At 74.8% G+C, this 18,022-nt stretch carries 21 protein-coding genes and 1 pseudogene; 7 read left to right on the plus strand and 15 right to left on the minus strand.

Annotated elements, in window-relative coordinates:
- Window positions 1–13: 13 nt before the first annotated feature.
- Window positions 14–1,045 (minus strand): pseudouridine synthase, encoded by a 1,032-nt coding sequence (locus tag ACWF41_RS10110; protein ID WP_380319388.1) that lies wholly within the window; start codon window positions 1,043–1,045, stop codon window positions 14–16.
- Window positions 1,046–1,078: 33 nt separating this feature from the next.
- Between ACWF41_RS10110 and ACWF41_RS10115 the strand changes: the two genes are divergently transcribed.
- Window positions 1,079–1,561: a glutathione peroxidase gene (locus ACWF41_RS10115; protein ID WP_380319385.1), complete on the plus strand. Its 483-nt coding sequence runs from the start codon at window positions 1,079–1,081 to the stop codon at window positions 1,559–1,561.
- Here the strand turns inward: ACWF41_RS10115 and ACWF41_RS10120 are convergent.
- A complete protein-coding gene (locus ACWF41_RS10120) occupies window positions 1,558–2,124 on the minus strand; it encodes a MarR family winged helix-turn-helix transcriptional regulator (protein WP_380319382.1) in 567 nt (188 codons plus the stop codon). The two genes, ACWF41_RS10115 and ACWF41_RS10120, sit on opposite strands and share 4 nt — an antisense overlap.
- Window positions 2,125–2,174: 50 nt before the next feature.
- Between ACWF41_RS10120 and ACWF41_RS10125 the strand changes: the two genes are divergently transcribed.
- A complete protein-coding gene (locus tag ACWF41_RS10125; protein ID WP_380319379.1) occupies window positions 2,175–2,900 on the plus strand; it encodes an SDR family NAD(P)-dependent oxidoreductase in 726 nt (241 codons plus the stop codon).
- On the opposite strand, the gene ACWF41_RS10130 is transcribed toward ACWF41_RS10125, so the two are convergent.
- Together ACWF41_RS10130 and ACWF41_RS10135 are read right to left on the minus strand one after the other, a co-directional pair.
- Window positions 2,887–3,534, minus strand: coding sequence for an acetyltransferase (locus ACWF41_RS10130; RefSeq protein WP_380319376.1), 648 nt, complete (start codon window positions 3,532–3,534; stop codon window positions 2,887–2,889). The genes ACWF41_RS10125 and ACWF41_RS10130 overlap by 14 nt on opposite strands.
- 34 nt (window positions 3,535–3,568) lie before the next feature.
- Window positions 3,569–5,137 (minus strand): bifunctional ADP-dependent NAD(P)H-hydrate dehydratase/NAD(P)H-hydrate epimerase, encoded by a 1,569-nt coding sequence (locus ACWF41_RS10135; protein WP_380319373.1) that lies wholly within the window; start codon window positions 5,135–5,137, stop codon window positions 3,569–3,571.
- A 69-nt stretch (window positions 5,138–5,206) separates the two neighbouring features.
- Here ACWF41_RS10135 and ACWF41_RS10140 point away from each other — a divergent pair, with 69 nt between their 5' ends.
- Complete coding sequence (locus ACWF41_RS10140; RefSeq protein ID WP_380319370.1) at window positions 5,207–6,262, plus strand: LLM class F420-dependent oxidoreductase; 1,056 nt, start codon at window positions 5,207–5,209, stop codon at window positions 6,260–6,262.
- 3 nt (window positions 6,263–6,265) lie between these two features.
- The gene (locus tag ACWF41_RS10145; protein ID WP_380319367.1) at window positions 6,266–7,099 is read left to right on the plus strand and encodes an alpha/beta fold hydrolase; all 834 of its coding nucleotides are present in this window, start codon (window positions 6,266–6,268) and stop codon (window positions 7,097–7,099) included.
- Window positions 7,100–7,105: 6 nt separating this feature from the next.
- On the opposite strand, the gene ACWF41_RS10150 is transcribed toward ACWF41_RS10145, so the two are convergent.
- Window positions 7,106–7,456, minus strand: a complete 351-nt coding sequence (locus ACWF41_RS10150; protein WP_380319364.1) for a holo-ACP synthase — start codon at window positions 7,454–7,456, stop codon at window positions 7,106–7,108.
- 40 nt (window positions 7,457–7,496) lie between these two features.
- Window positions 7,497–7,844, minus strand: a complete 348-nt coding sequence (locus ACWF41_RS10155) for a nucleoside triphosphate pyrophosphohydrolase family protein (protein ID WP_380319361.1) — start codon at window positions 7,842–7,844, stop codon at window positions 7,497–7,499.
- 149 nt (window positions 7,845–7,993) lie between these two features.
- Here ACWF41_RS10155 and coaA point away from each other — a divergent pair, with 149 nt between their 5' ends.
- Window positions 7,994–8,953: a type I pantothenate kinase gene (coaA, locus tag ACWF41_RS10160; RefSeq protein WP_380319424.1), complete on the plus strand. Its 960-nt coding sequence runs from the start codon at window positions 7,994–7,996 to the stop codon at window positions 8,951–8,953.
- A 24-nt stretch (window positions 8,954–8,977) separates the two neighbouring features.
- Here the strand turns inward: coaA and ACWF41_RS10165 are convergent, their stop codons facing one another.
- The 5 genes from ACWF41_RS10165 to rplM form a co-directional block, all read right to left on the minus strand.
- Window positions 8,978–9,658 (minus strand): DedA family protein, encoded by a 681-nt coding sequence (locus ACWF41_RS10165; protein ID WP_380319358.1) that lies wholly within the window; start codon window positions 9,656–9,658, stop codon window positions 8,978–8,980.
- A 143-nt stretch (window positions 9,659–9,801) separates the two neighbouring features.
- The gene (locus ACWF41_RS10170; protein ID WP_380319355.1) at window positions 9,802–10,503 is read right to left on the minus strand and encodes a peptide deformylase; all 702 of its coding nucleotides are present in this window, start codon (window positions 10,501–10,503) and stop codon (window positions 9,802–9,804) included.
- A complete protein-coding gene (gene glmM, locus ACWF41_RS10175) occupies window positions 10,500–11,864 on the minus strand; it encodes a phosphoglucosamine mutase (protein ID WP_380319421.1) in 1,365 nt (454 codons plus the stop codon). Before glmM ends, ACWF41_RS10170 begins: the two co-directional genes overlap by 4 nt.
- A gap of 157 nt (window positions 11,865–12,021) precedes the next feature.
- Complete coding sequence (gene rpsI, locus ACWF41_RS10180; RefSeq protein WP_380319352.1) at window positions 12,022–12,510, minus strand: 30S ribosomal protein S9; 489 nt, start codon at window positions 12,508–12,510, stop codon at window positions 12,022–12,024.
- 32 nt (window positions 12,511–12,542) lie between these two features.
- Entirely contained in the window at window positions 12,543–12,992 is a 450-nt protein-coding gene (gene rplM, locus ACWF41_RS10185) for a 50S ribosomal protein L13 (protein ID WP_380319349.1), read from the minus strand.
- Between the two features lie 257 nt (window positions 12,993–13,249).
- On the opposite strand from rplM, the gene ACWF41_RS10190 reads away from it, so the two are divergent.
- Window positions 13,250–13,663 carry a DUF5709 domain-containing protein gene (locus ACWF41_RS10190; RefSeq protein ID WP_380319346.1) on the plus strand — a complete coding sequence of 138 codons (414 nt, stop codon included), beginning with the start codon at window positions 13,250–13,252 and terminating at the stop codon, window positions 13,661–13,663.
- Between the two features lie 10 nt (window positions 13,664–13,673).
- Here the strand turns inward: ACWF41_RS10190 and truA are convergent, their stop codons facing one another.
- Window positions 13,674–14,603, minus strand: a complete 930-nt coding sequence (gene truA, locus ACWF41_RS10195; RefSeq protein ID WP_380319343.1) for a tRNA pseudouridine(38-40) synthase TruA — start codon at window positions 14,601–14,603, stop codon at window positions 13,674–13,676.
- Between the two features lie 30 nt (window positions 14,604–14,633).
- On the opposite strand from truA, the gene ACWF41_RS10200 reads away from it, so the two are divergent.
- Window positions 14,634–15,446: an ROK family protein gene (locus ACWF41_RS10200; protein ID WP_380319340.1), complete on the plus strand. Its 813-nt coding sequence runs from the start codon at window positions 14,634–14,636 to the stop codon at window positions 15,444–15,446.
- A gap of 96 nt (window positions 15,447–15,542) precedes the next feature.
- Here ACWF41_RS10200 and ACWF41_RS10205 read toward each other — a convergent pair.
- The 3 genes and pseudogenes from ACWF41_RS10205 to ACWF41_RS10215 all read right to left on the minus strand — a co-directional run.
- Window positions 15,543–16,175 (minus strand): annotated as a pseudogene (locus ACWF41_RS10205) (alpha/beta fold hydrolase); the annotation flags it as partial.
- Between the two features lie 106 nt (window positions 16,176–16,281).
- On the minus strand, window positions 16,282–16,803 hold the full coding sequence (rplQ, locus tag ACWF41_RS10210) for a 50S ribosomal protein L17 (RefSeq protein WP_380327141.1): 522 nt from the start codon (window positions 16,801–16,803) through the stop codon (window positions 16,282–16,284).
- Window positions 16,804–16,879: 76 nt separating this feature from the next.
- Complete coding sequence (locus ACWF41_RS10215; protein WP_380243303.1) at window positions 16,880–17,896, minus strand: DNA-directed RNA polymerase subunit alpha; 1,017 nt, start codon at window positions 17,894–17,896, stop codon at window positions 16,880–16,882.
- Window positions 17,897–18,022: the final 126 nt, after the last annotated feature.

Here is an 18,022-nt window from a genome sequence, read left to right on the forward strand (position 1 = left end):
GTCACCGATTCTCTCACCGCCCGCCCGGGGTCCCGTCGTCGCCGACGTCCCCGGGCAGCTCCGCGGGCCATTCCGCGAGCCGTCGCCGGGAGCGGAACGCGCGCCGCTCGCCGCTGAGGGGGTCGACGAACGCCAGCGAGCGCGAGAGCAGCTGCAGCGGGCGCGCCGGGTCGTCGGGCGCGTCCTCGCGCAGCCGGGGCCAGAACGTGTCGTGCAGCAGCGGCAGCCCCAGGGACGCCATGTGCAGGCGCAGCTGGTGCGTCTTGCCGGTGCGCGGCTCCAGTCGGTACAGCCCGAGGCCGCGCGCGGCGTCGCGCGCGACGAGCGTCACCCGCGACTCCGCGTTCGGCTCCCCCGGCTCCTGACGGGCCCGCACCACGCCGCGATGCTTGACGATGCGCGAGCGGACCGTCGTCGTGCCGTGGACGTCGAGCTCGCTGCCCGGCGCGGGCAGGGCGGCGACCGCCTCGTACACCTTGCGCACGGCGCGGTCCTGGAACGCCGTCTGGTACGGGCCGCGCGCCTCGGGACGCACGGTGAGCACGAGCACGCCGGCGGTGGGCCGGTCGAGCCGGTGCGCGGGCACCAGCTCGGGCAGGTCGAGGGTGGCGCGCAGGTGCACCAGCACGGTGCGCGTCACCCACCGGCCGCGCGGCATCGTCGCGACGAGGTGCGGCTTGTCCACCACCAGCAGGTCGTCGTCGCGGTGCAGCACCTCGAGCTCCGCGAGCGCCGGGACCTCGGGCTCGTCGGCGGGCGGGTCGCGGTAGAGGTAGAGGAAACCGCGCGGGTCGTACGGCGTGGCGTCGTCGACGACGGCGCCTGCGCCCGTCACCACCTCGCCCGCGGCGAGCTTCTCCCGCAGGCGCGCGGCGTCGCCCGCGTCATGGCCGAACCGCTCCAGCAGGTACTGCGCCGCCGTCGCGTACCGGGCGACGCTGGCCGCGTCGTGGGGCAGCACCAGGCGCGTGGGGTTGAGGCCGTCGCGCACGGGCAGGGGCGGGACGTGCTTGCGCGGGCGGTCCTCGCGCGATCCGGGGGGCACCGGACCATTGTCGCGCGCGGCATGATGGGCCGTATGAGCCTCTACGACATCCCGTTCGAGCGCATGGACGGCACGACGACCACGCTCGCGGAGCACCGCGACGACGTCGTGCTGGTGGTCAACGTCGCCTCGCGGTGCGGGCTCACCCCGCAGTACGAGGCGCTGGAGCGGCTGCAGAAGACGTACGCCGACCGCGGGTTCACCGTGATCGGCTTCCCGTCCAACCAGTTCCTGCAGGAGCTGTCCACCGACGAGAAGATCGCCGAGTTCTGCTCCACCACCTACGGGGTCACCTTCCCCGTGCTCTCCAAGATCCGGGTCAACGGGCGGCACGCGCACCCGCTGTACGCCGAGCTGAAGAAGATGCCCGACGCCGGCGGGCACGACGGACGGATCCGCTGGAACTTCGAGAAGTTCCTCGTGCTGCCGGGCGCCGACGTGCACCGCTTCTCCCCGCAGACCGTGCCCGACGCCCCGGAGATCGTCGCCCTCATCGAGAAGGCGCTGCCCCGCTAGTCGCCCGCCGGGCCCTCCGCGGCGGCCCTCGGGAGCGACGCGAGCAGGGTCTCGAGCGCGTCGGCCACGCGGGCCTGGTCCGCGTGGCTCAGCACGTCGAGCAGCCGCTCCTCGTGGTCGAGCAGCTCTCGCACGACCCGCTCCACCGTCGCGTGCCCGGCGCCCGTCAGCGTGACGGCGACCGCGCGCGGCCCGGTGGACGACGACGACCGGGCCACCAGGCCGGCGGCCTCGGCCCGGGCCACCCGCTGGGAGATCGCCCCCGCCGTGACGAGGCAGCGCGCGGCGAGCTCCCTCGTGGTGAGCGTCCAGGGATCGCCGGCACGCCGCAGCGTGCTCAGCAGGTCCAGCGTGGCCGTGTCGACCCCGAGCCGGGCGAGGGTGCGTCGACGCTCGTCGGCGAGCAGCTTCGCGACGCGCCACAGCGGGGTGATGACACCGATCGACGACGTCGGGACCCCGGGCAGCTCCCGCTCCCACGCCTCGGCGATCCGGGCGGACGCGAGCGAGGCGACGTCGTCCAGCGGGCCGGGTTCCGGGGAGCTCCCGTCGGGAACGGCCATGGGTCCTCCTGTAGGGTTGACGTTTAGGTCTAAACATACGGGAGAGAACCATGCACCGCACCATCCTCGTCACCGGAGGCACAGGTGGCATCGGCCGCGCCGTGGCACGGACCTTCGCCGCCGCGGGAGACGACGTCGTCCTGTCCGGCCGTCGGCCGGGCCCGCTGGCGGACGCCGCCGACGACATCGGGGCGCGCGGGGTCCGCTGCGACCCCGCAGACCCCGTGGACGTCGAGCGACTGGTGGCGGAGATCGGCCGGCCCGTCGACGTGCTCGTGGCCCTGTCCGGCGGCAACACCGACTTCGACGCCCCCGCAGGTCGCGACCCGTCGCTCGCGGAGACCGCCGCGGCGTGGCGGGCGAACCTCGACGCCAACCTGCTGTCGACGGTGCTCGTCGTGACCGCGGTGCTCCGCGAGATGCCGTCCGGCGGTGCCGTCGTCACCGTGGGTTCGATCGGCGCGGAGTACGCCGGCACGTCGTACGGCGTCGCCAAGGCCGCCGTCCAGGCGTGGACCGCGGGCCTGTCCGCCGAGGTGGGCCCGCGCGGCATCACGGCGAACTGCGTGGCGCCCGGCTACGTCGAGGACACGGGCTACTTCAAGAGCCGGCTCACGCCCGAGCGGCGGGACTCCCTCGTCGCCGCGGCGCACGACCGACGTCCGGGCCGCCCGGACGACGTCGCCGCGCTCGTGGCCTACCTCGCCTCCCCGGGCGGCCGCCACGTGACGGGACAGACCCTGCACGTGAACGGGGGCGCGTTCACCACGCGGTGAGTGGCCGTCCCCCCGGCGTCGTCCCCGCGGTGGGCACCCGCAGGTGCAACCAGCGCTCGGTGACCACGTAGCCCAGCGCCTCGTTGGCACGGCGCGAGCCCACGTTGTCCCCGGCGCCGCCGGTGCCGAACAGGGTGTGCCCGGCCTCGGCGAGCGCCAGGACGGCGGCGCCCTTGACGGCGGTCGCCAACCCGCGGCGTCGAGCGGCCGCACGCGTCACCGTGAGGTCGATGTCGACCCGGTCGCCCTCCGGGTACAGCACCGTCGCGGCGTCCAGGCGCCCGTCCGCGGCGAACGCCCCGAACGCCCACCGCTCCCCGGCCGCGAGCGCGGCCGCGAGCGCCGCGGCGTCGGGCACGTCGTGGGAGGTCGCCGCCGTCACCGGGTAGTCCGCGGCGGCCGTGGCATCGAGCGCGACGAGCGCCGCGGCCTCCTCCGGCGCGAGGGCGCGGACCACCCAGCCTGCCGACCGGGCGACCTCGACGGCCGTGCAGCAGGTGGCGAGTACCTCCGCGGTGACGGTGAGGCGCGCGCCCCACGACTCGGACACCACGCGTGCGCCGGCGTCGAGCAGGCGGGCGGCCTCGGGGTCGTCGGAGCGCAGCACCCGTACGGCGTTCTGGTTCGTCGTCATCGGGGCGCAGCGTAGCGGCAGGCACGTGGCCGGCTCACCGGGCGGCGAGCAGCGCCGCGATCTCGGCGGGGACGGCGTCGGCGACGTCGAGGGCGGCCACCGGGCCGCCGGGGTTCGCGCGGTGCGCGGCGCGCCCGTGCACGAGCGCCGCGGCGGCGGCCACCTCGGCCGCGAGCGCCGGGCGCTCGACCACCTCGGCGGACCGGGCAGCAAGCATCGCGCCGAGCACGCCCGCGAGGACGTCGCCCGCTCCCGCGGTCGCGAGCCACGCCGGGCCGTCCGCCTGCGCGTAGGCGACGCCGTGCCCGACGACCACCGTCACCCCGCCCTTGAGGAGCACCGTCGCGCCGGTCAGCTCGTGGGCCCGGCGGGCCCAGCGCAGCGGCTCGGCCTCGACGTCGGCGCGCCGCACGTCCTCGCCTCGGGAGCGCAGCAGCGACGTCAGCTCGCCCGCGTGCGGGGTGAGCACGAACCACGGCGGCGCGACGTCGTCCAGCAGGCCCAGGCCCCCGGCGTCGACGACGGCGGGCACCGGCCCGCCCGCGGTCCCGGCGAGGCGGCCGGCGGCCGCCGCGAGCCCCGCCCGTCCGCGCTCGTGCTGCCCGTCGTCCTGGCCGGTGTCCTCGCCCTCGTGGGCTGCCTCCGGCCCGCCCGGCACGCCCGGCCCGACCACCCACGCCTGCACCCTCCCGGGCGCCGTGACGACCTCGGGGCGCGCGGTCAGCACGCGCCCGGACACCGGCCCCGACCCGCGGTAGCGCACCATGCCCGCGCCCGCCCGCACCGCGGCGCTCGTGGCGAGGACGGCGGCCCCGGGGTAGGTGGCGGTCCCCGCCACCACGCCGACGACGCCCCGCGTGTACTTGTGGTCGGCGGGTCCCGGCACCGGCCACGACCGCGCGACGTCCCCCGGCTCGAGGCGGCGGACCGCGGGTTCACCCGGCAGGCTCAGGCCGAGGTCGACCACGCTGACCTCCCCCGCGAGCGCGGCCCCCGGCGGCAGCAGCAGCCCGGGCTTCGCGGCGCCGAACGTCACGGTCCGGTCCGCCGCGAGCACCGGGCCCGTCACCGCACCGTCGCCCACCCCGACGCCCGACGGCACGTCGACCGCCACCACCCACGGCCGTCCGGGCCCGCTGCCGGCCACCGCCACGAGCGCCCCCACGACGTCGGCGGCGAGGCCTCGCAGGGGGCCGCTGGCGCCGATGCCCACCAGGCCGTCGAGGACGACGTCGGCGCGCGCGGCCTCGTCGGCCATGGCGCCCAGGCGCCCGGGGTCGGCGAACAGCTCGACGACGCGGCCGCCGGCCCGCTCCAGCGCCGCATGCCCGCCCGCGTGGAACCGCTCGGCCACCAGCACCGCCGTGACCGCCAGCCCGCGCCGCGCCAGCACCGCCCCCGCGTGCAGCGCGTCCCCGCCGTTGTTCCCGGCGCCCACCAGCAGCACGACCCGCGCGCCGCGCACCGGACCGCGGCGCGCCGCCACGTCCTGCACGACCTGCGTCGCCAGCGCGAACGACGCCCGCTCCATCAGCGGGACCCCCGCCGCCAGCAGCGGCTCCTCGGCGGCACGGACGGCGGCGGCGGGCCAGGCGGAGATCATGAGACGCATCCTGCCGCGCGTCGCCGAGCCCCGCAGCGTTGCCGCAGGTCGAGGCATAGGCTCGGGGCCATGCGATTCGGACTCTTCATCCCGCAGGGCTGGCGCCACTCGCTCACCGACGTCCCCCCGGAGCAGCACTGGGAGACGATGCTGTCTCTCCTCCACTACGCCGACAACGCCGCGGCCGGGGAGCCGATCCCGGGCGGCCCGTGGGCCTGGGACTCGGTCTGGGTGTACGACCATTTTCACACCGTCCCGGTCCCCAGCACCGAGGCGACGCACGAGGCGTGGACGCTCATGGCGGCGTTCGCGGCCGCGTCCCAGCGGGTGAAGCTGGGGCAGATGTGCACGTGCATGTCGTACCGGAACCCCGCGTATCTGGCGAAGGTCGCCTCCACGGTGGACGCGATCTCCGGCGGCCGGGCCCAGCTGGGCATCGGGGCCGGCTGGTACGAGCACGAGTGGCGGGCGTACGGCTACGGCTTCCCCCGCGCGGGCGAGCGGCTGCGCGCCCTGGACGAGGGCCTGCAGATCATCACGCAGATGTGGCGCACCGGGTCGTCCGGAAGGTTCGACGGCGAGACGTACCAGGTGGACGGCGCGCTCTGCTACCCGCAGCCCTTGCAGCGGCTCGCCGTGGGCGAGGGCGGTGCCGAGGTGCCGTCCATCCCGGTGTGGGTCGCGGGCGGCGGCGAGAAGAAGACCCTGCGGATCGCGGCGCGGTTCGCGCAGTACACCAACTTCGACGGCTCGCCCGAGGGCTTCACGCACAAGTCGTCGGTGCTGGAGCAGCACTGCCGCGACCTGGGCCGCGACTTCGGCGAGATCACCCGCTCGGCCGACTACAACGTGGTCATCGGGGAGAACCAGGCCGAGATCGACGACCGGTTCGCCTGGATCGAGTCCCACTTCCGCAAGTACGCCCCCGGGGAGCGCGGCGAGGGCGAGATCGCGAGCTGGCGCAACGGCCCGCTCGTCGGGACGCCCGAGCAGATCGTCGAGAAGCTGACGGACCTCAAGGCCCGCGGTATGACGTACGCGATCACGTACTTCCCGAACGCTGCGGCCGACCGCGACGGGATCGAGCTGTTCCAGCGGCAGGTCATCCCCGAGCTGCAGGACTGAGCGGTGGGCTCACGGCACGAGCTCGACCTCCCGGACGGTCGGCGGCTGGTCGCGTACGACGACGGTCCGTCGTCCGCCGACGCCGTCGTCTGGCACCACGGGTCGCCCCAGTCGGGCGAGCTGCTCGCACCGGTCGTGTCCGCCGCCCGTGCGCGCGGGCTGCGGGTGGTCTCCGTGGCGCGCGCCGGGTACGGAGGGTCCACCCGCCGTCCCGGGCGCACCGTGGCCCTGGCCGCGGCGGACGTGGCGCACGCCCTGGGCGCCCTCGGCGTGACCCGGTGCGTCGCGGTGGGCGCCTCAGGCGGCGGGCCGCACGCCCTGGCCCTCGCCGCGCTCCGGCCGGACCTGGTGTCCGGCGCGATCACCCTCGCGGGGGTCGCGCCGTACCCCGGGCGCGGCGCCGACGAGCGCTGGTTCGCCGGCATCGCCGACGACGGCGGCCTGCGCGCGGCGCTCGAGGGCCCCGCCGCCCGCGAGCGGCACGCCGAGACGGCCGAGTTCGACGAGTCGAGCTTCACCGCCGACGACTACGCGACGCTCGCGGGGACGTGGGCGTCCCTCGGCGCCGACGCGTCGCGGTCCGGGGAGGCCTGGCCCGGCGGGCAGGTCGACGACGACCTCGCGTTCGTGCAGTCGTGGGGCGTGGCGCTGGCCGACGTCGCGGCCCCGACCCTGGTCGTGCAGGGCGGCGCCGACCGCGTGGTGCCCCGCCACCACGCCGACCTGCTCGTCGAGGCGCTGCCCGCGGCGGAGCTGTGGTTGCGCCCCCGCGCCGGCCACGTCAGCGTGCTCACCGCGCTGCCGGTCACCCTCGACTGGTGGCGGTCCGTCGCCTGACCGTCGTCAGCCCTCCGCCACCACCATGGCGGAGGCGATGCCGGCGTCGTGAGAGATGGACAGGTGCCAGGCCTTCACGCCGAGCTCGTCGGCCCGCGCCTGCACGGTGCCGCGCAGCTCGACCTCGGGCGGCCCCCCGATCACGCGGTGCACGGTGGCGTCGTGCCAGTGCAGGTCGCCGGGGGCGCCCAGCGCCTTGGCGATGGCCTCCTTCGCAGCGAACCGCGCCGCCAGGGACGACGCGGGGAGGTCGCGCTCCGCCTCGGTGAAGAGCTTCTCCCGCAGGCGCGGCACCCGCTCGACGGTCGCCATGAACCGGGCGACGTCCACCACGTCGATGCCCACGCCGATGATCATGCGCCCAGCCTAGGTCCGTCGCGGCCGACGTCGGTGCCGCTCAGCCCGGCGCCCGGACGCCCGCCTCGTCCTGCGGCTCCACGAGGTGGCGCCAGCGGAACCACTTGCGCTCCACCTCCGCCTCGAGGTCGACGTCGAACCGGCGGGCGACGAGCAGCAGCTGCGCCAGCACGTCGGCGAGCTCCGCCCGGAACGCCGCGTCGACCTCGCCGTCGCGCTCGCCGCGGTCCCGCGACCGGCCCGAGCGGGCGAGGTAGGCCTGCGTGAGCTCGCCGACCTCCTCGTGCAGCTTCAGCACGAGCCAGTCGTCGGTGCGCGCGATGCCGAACCGGCGCTCGTACACCCGCGAGATGATCTCGACCTCGTCGCCCAGCTCCGTGAGTTCCACGCCCCCACCCTAGGGACGACGGGCGCCGGCGGGCCCGGTCGGCGTACCGGTCGACCGCCCGAGTTGCGGGACGAACCGGTGACTCGGGCAGAATCGTGCAGGTGGCACCGCAGTCCTCCGACACCGCACCCGGCACCGCACCGCAGCCGCTGGGCGAGCACCTGACCCGGCTCGCGCCGGCGTCGCCGTACGTCGACCTCGATCGCGCGGCGTGGAGCCGCCTGTCGGCGTCGACCCCGCTCCCGCTGACCGACGCCGACGTCGAACGGCTGCGCGGCCTCGGCGACCCGATCGACCTCGCCGAGGTGGACGCCGTGTTCCGGCCCCTGTCGCGGCTGCTGAACCTGTACGTCGCCGCGAGCGCCGGGCTGCACCGCGCCACCTCGACGTTCCTGCACGAGGAGCCGCCCCGCACGCCGTACGTCATCGGCGTCGCGGGCTCGGTGGCGGTCGGCAAGTCGACGACGGCGCGCATCCTGCGCGAGATGATGGCGCGCTGGCCGGACACCCCGCACGTCGAGCTGGTGACGACGGACGGCTTCCTGTACCCGAACGCGGAGCTGCAGCGCCGCGGGATCATGGACCGCAAGGGCTTCCCGGAGTCCTACGACCGGCGGGCGCTCATCCGCTTCCTGTCCCGCGTCAAGGCGGGGCAGGCCGAGGTGCGCGCCCCCGTGTACTCGCACGTCGTGTACGACATCGTGCCGGGCGAGGAGGTCGTGGTCCGCAAGCCCGACGTCCTCATCGTGGAGGGGCTGAACGTGCTGCAGCCGGCGCGCCCGTCGGCCGTCGACGAGTCGACGGTCGCGGTGAGCGACTTCTTCGACTTCTCGATCTACGTCGACGCCCGCACCCGCAACATCCGCCAGTGGTACGTGGAGCGCTTCCTGCAGCTGCGCAGGACGGCGTTCAGCAAGCCGGAGTCCTACTTCCGGCGCTACGCGGACCTGTCGGACTCGGAGGCGACGGAGCGGGCCCTGTCCATCTGGGAGTCGATCAACGCGCCGAACCTGGAGCACAACGTGCTGCCGACGCGCGGGCGGGCCACGCTGGTGCTGACGAAGGGGTCGGACCACTCGGTGCAGCGGGTGCGGCTGCGCAAGCTCTGACGCGCCGCCGCCGACGCCGGACCGTCAGGCGGCGCGGCTGGTCGGCTCGGCCTCGGCGTCGTCGTCCTCGTCGGCGGGCACCGGCACGACCTTCGCGGGGCCGGCGACGCGCTGCACCACCTGGTCCACGACGATGCCGAGCACGATGCCGGCGACCACCCCGGCCACCATCGCGAGCAGCGGGTTGTGGCCGAGCCACGACGCGGCGGCCAGCCCGATGAGCATCGAGTAGATGCCCCACGTGACGGCGGCGATCCCGGAGTAGATCATGAACCGACGGCGCGGGTAGCCCACGGCGCCGGCGGTCATGTTGACGGCGACGCGGCCGATGGGCACGTAGCGGGCGGCGAGGATGAACGACGCGCCGCGGTGGTCGAGCGCGTGCCGCGCCCACTCGACGGCCTTGCGGCCGCGCGCGGAGCGCAGGAAGGCGAAGCGCTCGGTGCCGACGGAGCGGCCGATCTGGTAGGCGATCTGGTCGCCCGTCCACGCGCCGGCGATGGCGAGCGCGAGCACGCCGGGGAGCCACGGCACGCCCTCGGTGTGCGCCAGGACCGTGAGGGTGATGACCACCGACTCGCTGGGGATCGGCGGGAAGAACCCGTCGATCGTCGCGAAGACGTACATGGCCGGGTAGATCCACAGCGACGCGCCCAGGTCGAGGACCCAGCCCTCCAGCTGCGCCAGCATCGTCGACAGGTTCACCAGGTCGGTCCTCGGTTCGTCGGCCGGGAGGAAGGCTCCGGCGGTCGCACGACGCCGGGTGGCGTCACAGGTCCCAGCCTAGGCAGAACCAGGGCACCGGCTGCATAGGGAATTCCCCCGGTTCCACCCTGAGCGCGGAATGTTCACCCCTGGTCCACGAACCCCGGGTCCGCGACCGCCCCGTAGCGCACGAGGTTCTCGTTCGACGTCAGCGTGCGCAGCCGCGCGCGGTCCAGGTAGAGCTCGCCCGCCAGGTGGTCGGTCTCGTGCTGCGCGATGCGCGCCGGCCAGCCCGTCAGGACCTCGTCGATCGGTGCGCCGGTCTCGTCGCGGCCGGTGAGGCGCACGCTGCGGTACCGCGCGACGACGGCCTGCCAGCCGTGCACCGACAGGCACCCCTCGTGGAACGCCGCGCGCTCCGGCTCGCCGTCCGGGCCGGGCACGGGCTCGTACCACGGGTCGACGAGCACGCGGAACGGCAGCGGCGTCCGCTCGCGCGGGTCGTCGGCCGCGGCCCCCGCGTCCTCGACGACGGCGATCGCCAGGCCGAGGCCGATCTGCGGGGCGGCGAGCCCGACGCCGGGCGCGGCGTGCATGGTGCGCCGCATCGCCTCGACGAGGCGCGGCAGCACGTCGCCGAGCTGCCCCGTGTACGGGGCGGCGACGGCGCGCAGCACGGGCGCGCCGGCCTGCACGATCGGGAGGATGCCGGTGCCCGGCCCGCCCGCGGCCGCGTCGGCCCGGTCCAGCAGGTCGACGACGGCGGCGCGCAGCGCCTCGTCGACCGACCCGCCGTGGGCGGGACCGGACGGGCCGGTCGCCGGGCCGGTCACCGGGTCCGTCACAGCGCCAGGCGGTCGCGCACGACGGCGGCGAGCGTGTCCGCCACGCCGTCGGCCTGCTTCTGGCTGGCGGCCTCGACCATCACCCGCACGAGCGGCTCGGTGCCCGACGGGCGCAGCAGCACGCGGCCGGTCTCGCCGAGCAGGGTCTCGGCGCTCTCGACCGCGGCACGCACGCCCTCGTCCTCGGCGGCGCGCGCCTTGTCCACGCCCTTGACGTTGACGAGGGTCTGCGGCAGCCGCGGGACGTCCCCGGCGAGGTCGGCCAGGCGACGCCCGGTCGCCTTCACGCGGGCCGCCAGGTGCAGGGCGGTGAGGACGCCGTCGCCGGTCGTGGCGTGGTCGGCCAGGATGATGTGGCCGGACTGCTCGCCGCCGAGGCCGTAGCCGTGCGCGCGCATCTCCTCGAGCACGTACCGGTCGCCCACGCCCGTCTGGACGGTGGCGATGCCGGCGTCGCGCATCGCGAGCAGCAGGCCCAGGTTGCTCATCACCGTGACGACGAGGGTGTCCGAGGGCAGGCGGCCCTCGTCCTTGAGCGCGCGGGCGAGGATGCCGAGGATCTGGTCGCCGTCGACGAGCACGCCGCCGTGGTCGACCGCGAGGCAGCGGTCCGCGTCGCCGTCGAACGCGACACCGAAGTCGGCCTCCGCGGCCACGACCACGGCCTGCAGCTGCTCGGGGTGCGTGGAGCCGGCCTTCTCGTTGATGTTGCGCCCGTCGGGGCTGGCGTTGATGACGACGACGTCCGCGCCGGCCTCGCGCAGCGCCTCGGGGCCTACCTGGCTCGCGGCGCCGTTGGCCGCGTCGACGGCGATGCGCAGACCCTCCAGGGGGCGCACGTCGGGCGTCGTGCCGATGCTCGCGACGAGGTGCTCCACGTACTGCTCCGCCGCGCTGCCGCTGTCGGAGCGCATGCGCCCGACGTCGGCGCCGATCGGGCGGTCCCACTCCTGGCCGAGGCGTGCCTCGATCTCGTCCTCGACATGGTCGGCCAGCTTGTGGCCGCCGCGGGCGAAGAACTTGATGCCGTTGTCGGGCATGGCGTTGTGCGACGCCGAGATCATCACGCCGAGGTCCATGTCCATCGCCCCGACGAGGTGCGCGAGGGCGGGCGTGGGCAGCACGCCGAGGTTGACCACGTCCACGCCGGAGCTGGCGAGGCCGGCACCCACCGCGGCGGACAGGAACTCCCCCGACGCCCGCGGGTCGCGACCCACGACGGCGCGCGGGCGGTGCCCCGCGAAGTCCCCGGACGTGCCGAGGACGTGCGCCGCCGCGCTCCCGAGCCCGAGGGCCAGGTCGGCGGTGACGTCCCTGTTGGCGAGGCCACGGACCCCGTCGGTGCCGAACAGTCGCACGATGTCTCCTCCTCCGGGCGCGGCGGGAGCTCCGCTCTGGCGCCCACGGCGTCCACGTCCGGACGCCGCACCGATCGTAGCCGGACGTGCGGACGGCCCCGCCGGAGAGTTCCGACGGGGCCGTCCTTGCGCTGACGCTCCTGTCGACAGGAGCGCTCGATCAGCGCTTCGAGTACTGCGGCGCCTTGCGGGCCTTCTTGAGACCGGCCTTCTTGGACTCGACCGCACGCGGGTCACGCGTGAGGTAGCCGGCCTTCTTCAGCGCGGGGCGGTTCGCCTCGGAGTCGATCGCGTTGAGCGCGCGGGCGATGCCCAGGCGCACCGCACCGGCCTGGCCCGAGGGGCCACCACCGGAGATGCGGACGATGACGTCGAAGCGGCCCTCGACCTCGACCAGCTTCAGCGGCGAGTTGACGAGCTGCTGGTGCACCTTGTTCGGGAAGTAGTCCTCGAGGGTGCGACCGTTGATCTTCCACGACCCGGTGCCGGGGACGAGGCGCACGCGCGCCACGGCCTCCTTGCGGCGACCGACAGCGGCGCCGGGAGCGGTGATGGACTGGCCGCCGTCCGCGACGGGCGCGGCGGACTCAGAGGTGTAGGTGCTGGGCGTGTTCTCGTCCAGCTCGGTGTCGACGGTGGTCTCGGCCACAGTGAATCCTTCGCTTTGCATCCGGCAGCGGCTCAGGCCTGCTGCGAAACCTGGGTGATCTCGAACGGCTTGGGCTGCTGCGCCGCGTGCGGGTGCTCCGCGCCGCGGTAGACCTTCAGCTTGCCCAGCTGGTCACGACCGAGGGACGTCTTCGGGAGCATGCCGCGCACGGCCTTCTCCACGGCCCGCTCGGGGTTCTTCTCGAGAAGCTCGCCGTAGTTGACCGAGCGGAGCCCGCCCGGGTAGCCGGAGTGGCGGTAGGCCAGCTTGGTCTCCCGCTTGTTGCCGCTCAGGGCGACCTTGTCCGCGTTGATGATGATGACGAAGTCACCACCGTCGACGTGCGGGGCGAAGGTCGGCTTGTGCTTCCCGCGCAGGAGGGTGGCGACCTGGCTCGCCAGGCGGCCGAGGACGACGTCGGTCGCGTCGACGACGTACCAGTCGCGCTGGACGTCGCCGGGCTTGGGGGTGTACGTACGCACGGTTGCGTCACCTTTTCGTGTTCGGTGTCGTCGGGCGAGAAGCAGCGCCCGATGAGTCAGGTTGTTGTGCGCGGGTGCTCCGGTGGCGTCCTGGCCGGGGCATCGTCGGTGCGAGTGGGCGCGCTGACGACGCGGGACGCCGGAGGCATAGCACAACGACGAGCCAGTTTAGCGGCCGCGCGGTGCCAGGGTCAAAGCGACGCCGGTCACGCCCGCCGGGGATGCGGGGCTCCCCGGCCCGGGGCACCGTGGTGCCCATGACCGACGCGACACCGGGCACGGCCCCGGACCCCGAGACGGGGGCCGAGGGCGACGAGGACCAGCTCTCCAACGAGGACACCCTCGAGGACCCCGACCTCGACGACGTCCTCGACGAGGGGTACTCGCCGCTCGAGCGCTCCCGGTCGAACCACTGGGGCGAGACGGCGTGGGAGGAGTCCGCGGGCGAGCCCCTGGACCGGCGCCTGGCCGAGGAGCAGCCGGACTACTGGGAGGCCGACCCCCTCGACCGCCCGGACACCACCCGCGCCGGCCGGCTGACCGAGGACCGCGACGCGGACCCGGGCGAGGACGGCGGCCGGGACAACGACCTCTACGGCGAGGACGCCGGGATCGACGGCGCGGGAGCCAGCGCGGAGGAGGCCGCCGTGCACTGGGTCGAGGAGCCCTGAGCCCGAGGCGTCAGGAAGCCCCGGGTCCTCCGGGCTCGTCGGCCCCGTCGACCTCGCCCGGGTCCCGCCGCGCACGGACCCTCTCGGCACGGGAGGCGAGCTCGTCGTCCTCCGGGTAGGCGACGCGCTCCAGCACGAGCCCGCGCGCCGCGACGACGCCCGCGGCGGCGGACCGCGACCGGCCCGCCAGGACCGCCGCGGGGTCGCCGACGGGCCGTCGCCCCTCCCCCACGGCCAGGGACATGCCGACCAGCGCCCGCACCATCGAGTGGCAGAACGCGTCCGCCTGCACCGTCGCGACCGCCAGGCCCGCGTCCGGGCCGTCGGTCGGCCGGTCCCACGACAGCTCGGTGAGCTCGCGGATCGTCGTCGCGCCCTCGCGGGGCTTGCAGAAGGACGCGAAGTCGTGCAGGCCGACGAGCGGCTGCATGGCCCGGTGCATCGCCTCGACGTCCAGCGGTCGCCGGTGCCACAGCACCCAGTCCCGGCGCAGCGGGTCGCGCAGGGCCGGGCGGTCCGCCACGCGGTAGGCGTAGCGGCGGTGCAGCGCGGAGAAGCGCGCGTCGAAGCCGTCAGGGGCGGGGGCGGCGCGGTGCACGACGACGTCGGGCGGCAGGACGCCCGCGAGGCGGTCCGCGAGGGCGACACCGGGCTCCCGGTCGGAGCGGCCCGGCATCTCCTCCCAGCGCTCCCGCGGGAGGTCGACGTGCGCGACCTGCCCGCGCGCGTGCACGCCCGCGTCCGTCCGGCCCGCGACGGTCAGGCGCGGCCGGGGCAGGCCGAGCGGCTCCGTGCGCAGGATGGTCGCGAGGGCGTCCTCAAGCGTCCCCTGCACGGTCCGCAGGCGCGGCTGGGCGGCCCAGCCGGCGAAGCGGGTGCCGTCGTAGGCGAGGTCGAGGCGCACCCGCAGGGTGTCGTCGGGAGGTGTCGGCGTGCTCACCGACCCATTGTGGCCGGATGATGTCCGGTGATGGTCGACTCAAGCGCCCCGGCGCACACCCCCGGACCCCGTCCCGACGGCACCCCCGCCGACGTGCTCACCCTCGCCGTCGACTGCGGTGGCGGGGGCATCAAGGCCGCCGTGCTCGACTCCGCGGGCACGGGGCACGCCGCCCCGGTGCGCGTGCCCACGCCCTACCCCCTGCCCCCGCAGCTGCTGCTGGAGACCGTCGCGGACATCGCCGGGCGGCTGCCGACGGCGCACCGGCTGACGCTCGGGATGCCCGGCATGATCCGGCACGGCGTCGTCGTGCACACCCCGCACTACATCACCCGGTCCGGGCCCCGGTCGCGGGTGCTGCCCGAGCTCGTGGAGGCCTGGGCCAGCTTCGACGTCCGCGGCGCCCTCGCGCGCCGCCTCGGGATGCCCGCGCTGGTGCTCAACGACGCCGAGGTGCACGGCGCGGGTGTCGTGGCGGGGTCGGGGGTGGAGCTCGTGCTCACGCTCGGCACCGGGCTCGGGTCCGCGCTGTTCGACGGCGGCCGCCTCGCCCCGCACCTCGAGTGGTCGCACGCGCCGTTCCGCCGGGGCGCGACCTACGACCAGTACATCGGCGAGCCGGAGCGCCGGCGCCTCGGCGACGGCCTGTGGTCGCGCCGCGTCGTCACGATGGTCGACGGGCTACGCCCGGTGTTCCGTTGGGACCGGCTCTACCTCGGCGGCGGCAACTCCCGGCGCATCACGCCCACCGCCCTGGACCGCCTGGGCGACGACGTCGTCGTCGTCCCGAACTCCGCGGCCCTCGTCGGGGGCGCCCGCGCCTGGGACCTCCCGCCCGCCTGACGCGCGAGCGGCCTCCCCCGCCGCCTCCAGCACCGCCCGGGAGAACGCCACGGGCGCGTCGAGGCTCACGAGGTGCCGTGCGTGCGGCACGACGACCAGGCGCACGGGGGCCCCGCCCGCCCGCGCTGCCGCGACGAACGCCCGTTCCTGCGTCCGGAAGTGGTCGTAGCGGCCGTTGACGACCCAGACCGGGCTGTCCGTCGCGGCCAACGCGGCCAGGGAGTCCACCGGGGCCAGCTCGCGCAGCACGTCGCTCATGACCTCGAGCGCGAAGCCGCCCGCCGCCATGTCCTGCGCGCTCTCCGCGTCGAGGGCGAGACGGACGAGGGAGCCGTTGAGGCCCGCCCCGCTGTCGGGCCAGCGCTCGATCCACCGGGCCAGCGACAGCCACGCCGGGCGGACCTGCGACGACGTGACGGTGCTGCACGACGCCGCCAGGAGGCCGGCGCTCTGCTCGGGGTGGCGCGCACGGTGCTCGATCGCGACGTACCCGCCGAGGGAGAGCCCGACGACGAGCGCCCGCCCCCCGACGGCGTCGGCGGCGTCCCGCACCGCACCGACCGCGCCGTCGAGCGTGAACCGCTCGCCGCGCCGCGTGCCGTGCCCCGGCAGGTCGATCGCGACGGCCGGGACGCCCGCGGCGGCGAGGGCCTCGAGCTGGCGCCGCCACATCGTGCGCGAGGTCCGCGAGCCGTGGACGAGGACGACAGGCACGCCGGCTGCTCCCATCACCCCACCGTAGCCACGCCGGTCCCCCGGGGACGACGAAGCCCCGCGCCACCCGGAGGTGGCGCGGGGCTGCGTCGTGCGCTCAGCGAGAGCTAGGGCACCTGGATCAGGCGTCCTTCGACTCCTCGGCCGGGGCCTCGGTGGCCTCGGCGGGGGCGTCGGTCGCCTCGACGGCGGCCTCGTCCTCGACCTTGGCGGGCTTCTCGTCGGCCTTGGCGGCCTTCTCGGCGGCCTTCGTGGCCTCCTTGACGACAGCCTGCTTCGGGCTCACGGGCTCGGTGACGAGCTCGATGACCGCCATGGGCGCGTTGTCGCCCTTGCGGTTGCCGATCTTGGTGATGCGCGTGTAGCCACCGTTGCGCTCGGCCATGGCCGGGGCGATCTCGGTGAACAGCGTGTGCACCACGGACTTGTCGCGGACGACGGTCAGCACCCGGCGACGGGCGTGCAGGTCACCGCGCTTGGCGAAGGTGATGAGGCGCTCGGCCAGGGGGCGCAGGCGCTTCGCCTTCGTCTCCGTGGTGGTGATGCGGCCGTGCTCGAAGAGCGACGTCGACAGGTTCGCGAGGATCAGTCGCTCGTGAGCCGGGCTGCCACCGAGCCGCGGACCCTTGGTGGGGGTAGGCATTTCTGGTTCTCCTTGAGGGTGGTTCCGCGCCGCGCGGCCCGGTCAGGTCGAGCGGGCTGCTGCGGGCGCGGAGACGTCAGTACGACTGCTCGTCGGTGTACGTGGCCTCGTCGTCCCCACCGCTGAAGTACGCGGCGCTGGACGGGTCGAAGTCGAGCGGCGAGTCCTTCAGCGAGAGGCCCAGCTCGGCGAGCTTCTCCTTGACCTCGTTGATGGACTTCGCACCGAAGTTGCGGATGTCGAGCAGGTCGGCCTCGCTGCGCGCCACGAGCTCACCCACCTGGTGGATGCCCTCGCGCTTGAGGCAGTTGTACGAGCGGATCGTGAGGTTGAGCTCCTCGATCGGCAGCGCCAGGTCCGCGGCCAGCGCGGAGTCCGTCGGCGACGGGCCGATCTCGATGCCCTCGGCCTCGACGTTCAGCTCGCGGGCGAGACCGAAGAGCTCGACGAGCGTCTTGCCGGCCGAGGCGAGCGCGTCGCGCGGGGCGATCGCGGCCTTCGTCTCGACGTCGACGATCAGCTTGTCGAAGTCCGTGCGCTGCTCGACACGGGTGGCCTCGACCTTGTACGTGACCTTGAGGACCGGCGAGTAGATCGAGTCGACGGGGATCCGACCGATCTCGGCCTCGTCGTTCTTGTTCTGCGCGGCGGACACGTAGCCACGGCCGCGCTCGACGGTGAGCTCGATCTCGAGCTTGCCCTTGTCGTTGAGCGTGGCGACGTGCAGGTCGGGGTTGTGCACCTCGACGCCCGCCGGCGGGACGATGTCCGCGGCGGTGACCACGCCCGCGCCCGTCTTGCGCAGGTACATCACGACGGGCTCGTCGTTCTCCGAGGAGACGACGAGGTTCTTGATGTTGAGGATGATCTCGGTGACGTCCTCCTTCACACCCGGCACGGTGGAGAACTCGTGGAGCACCCCGTCGATGCGGATGGAGGTGACGGCCGCGCCCGGGATGGACGACAGGAGGGTCCGGCGCAGGGAGTTGCCGAGCGTGTAGCCGAAGCCAGGCTCGAGCGGCTCGATGGAGAAGCGCGAACGGTACTCCGAGATGACCTCTTCGGTCAGGGAGGGGCGCTGTGCGATCAGCACGGTCAGGTCCTTTCAGTGTGCGTCCGCCATATGACGCATCACGGATCCGCGAGAGCTCGCGGCCCCGGGGCGGGACTCGGTCCACCCGCCCGGGCAGGCTGCGGCGTCGTACGGGGCCCGGGGCCG

This window comes from Isoptericola sp. NPDC055063 (assembly GCF_053608125.1).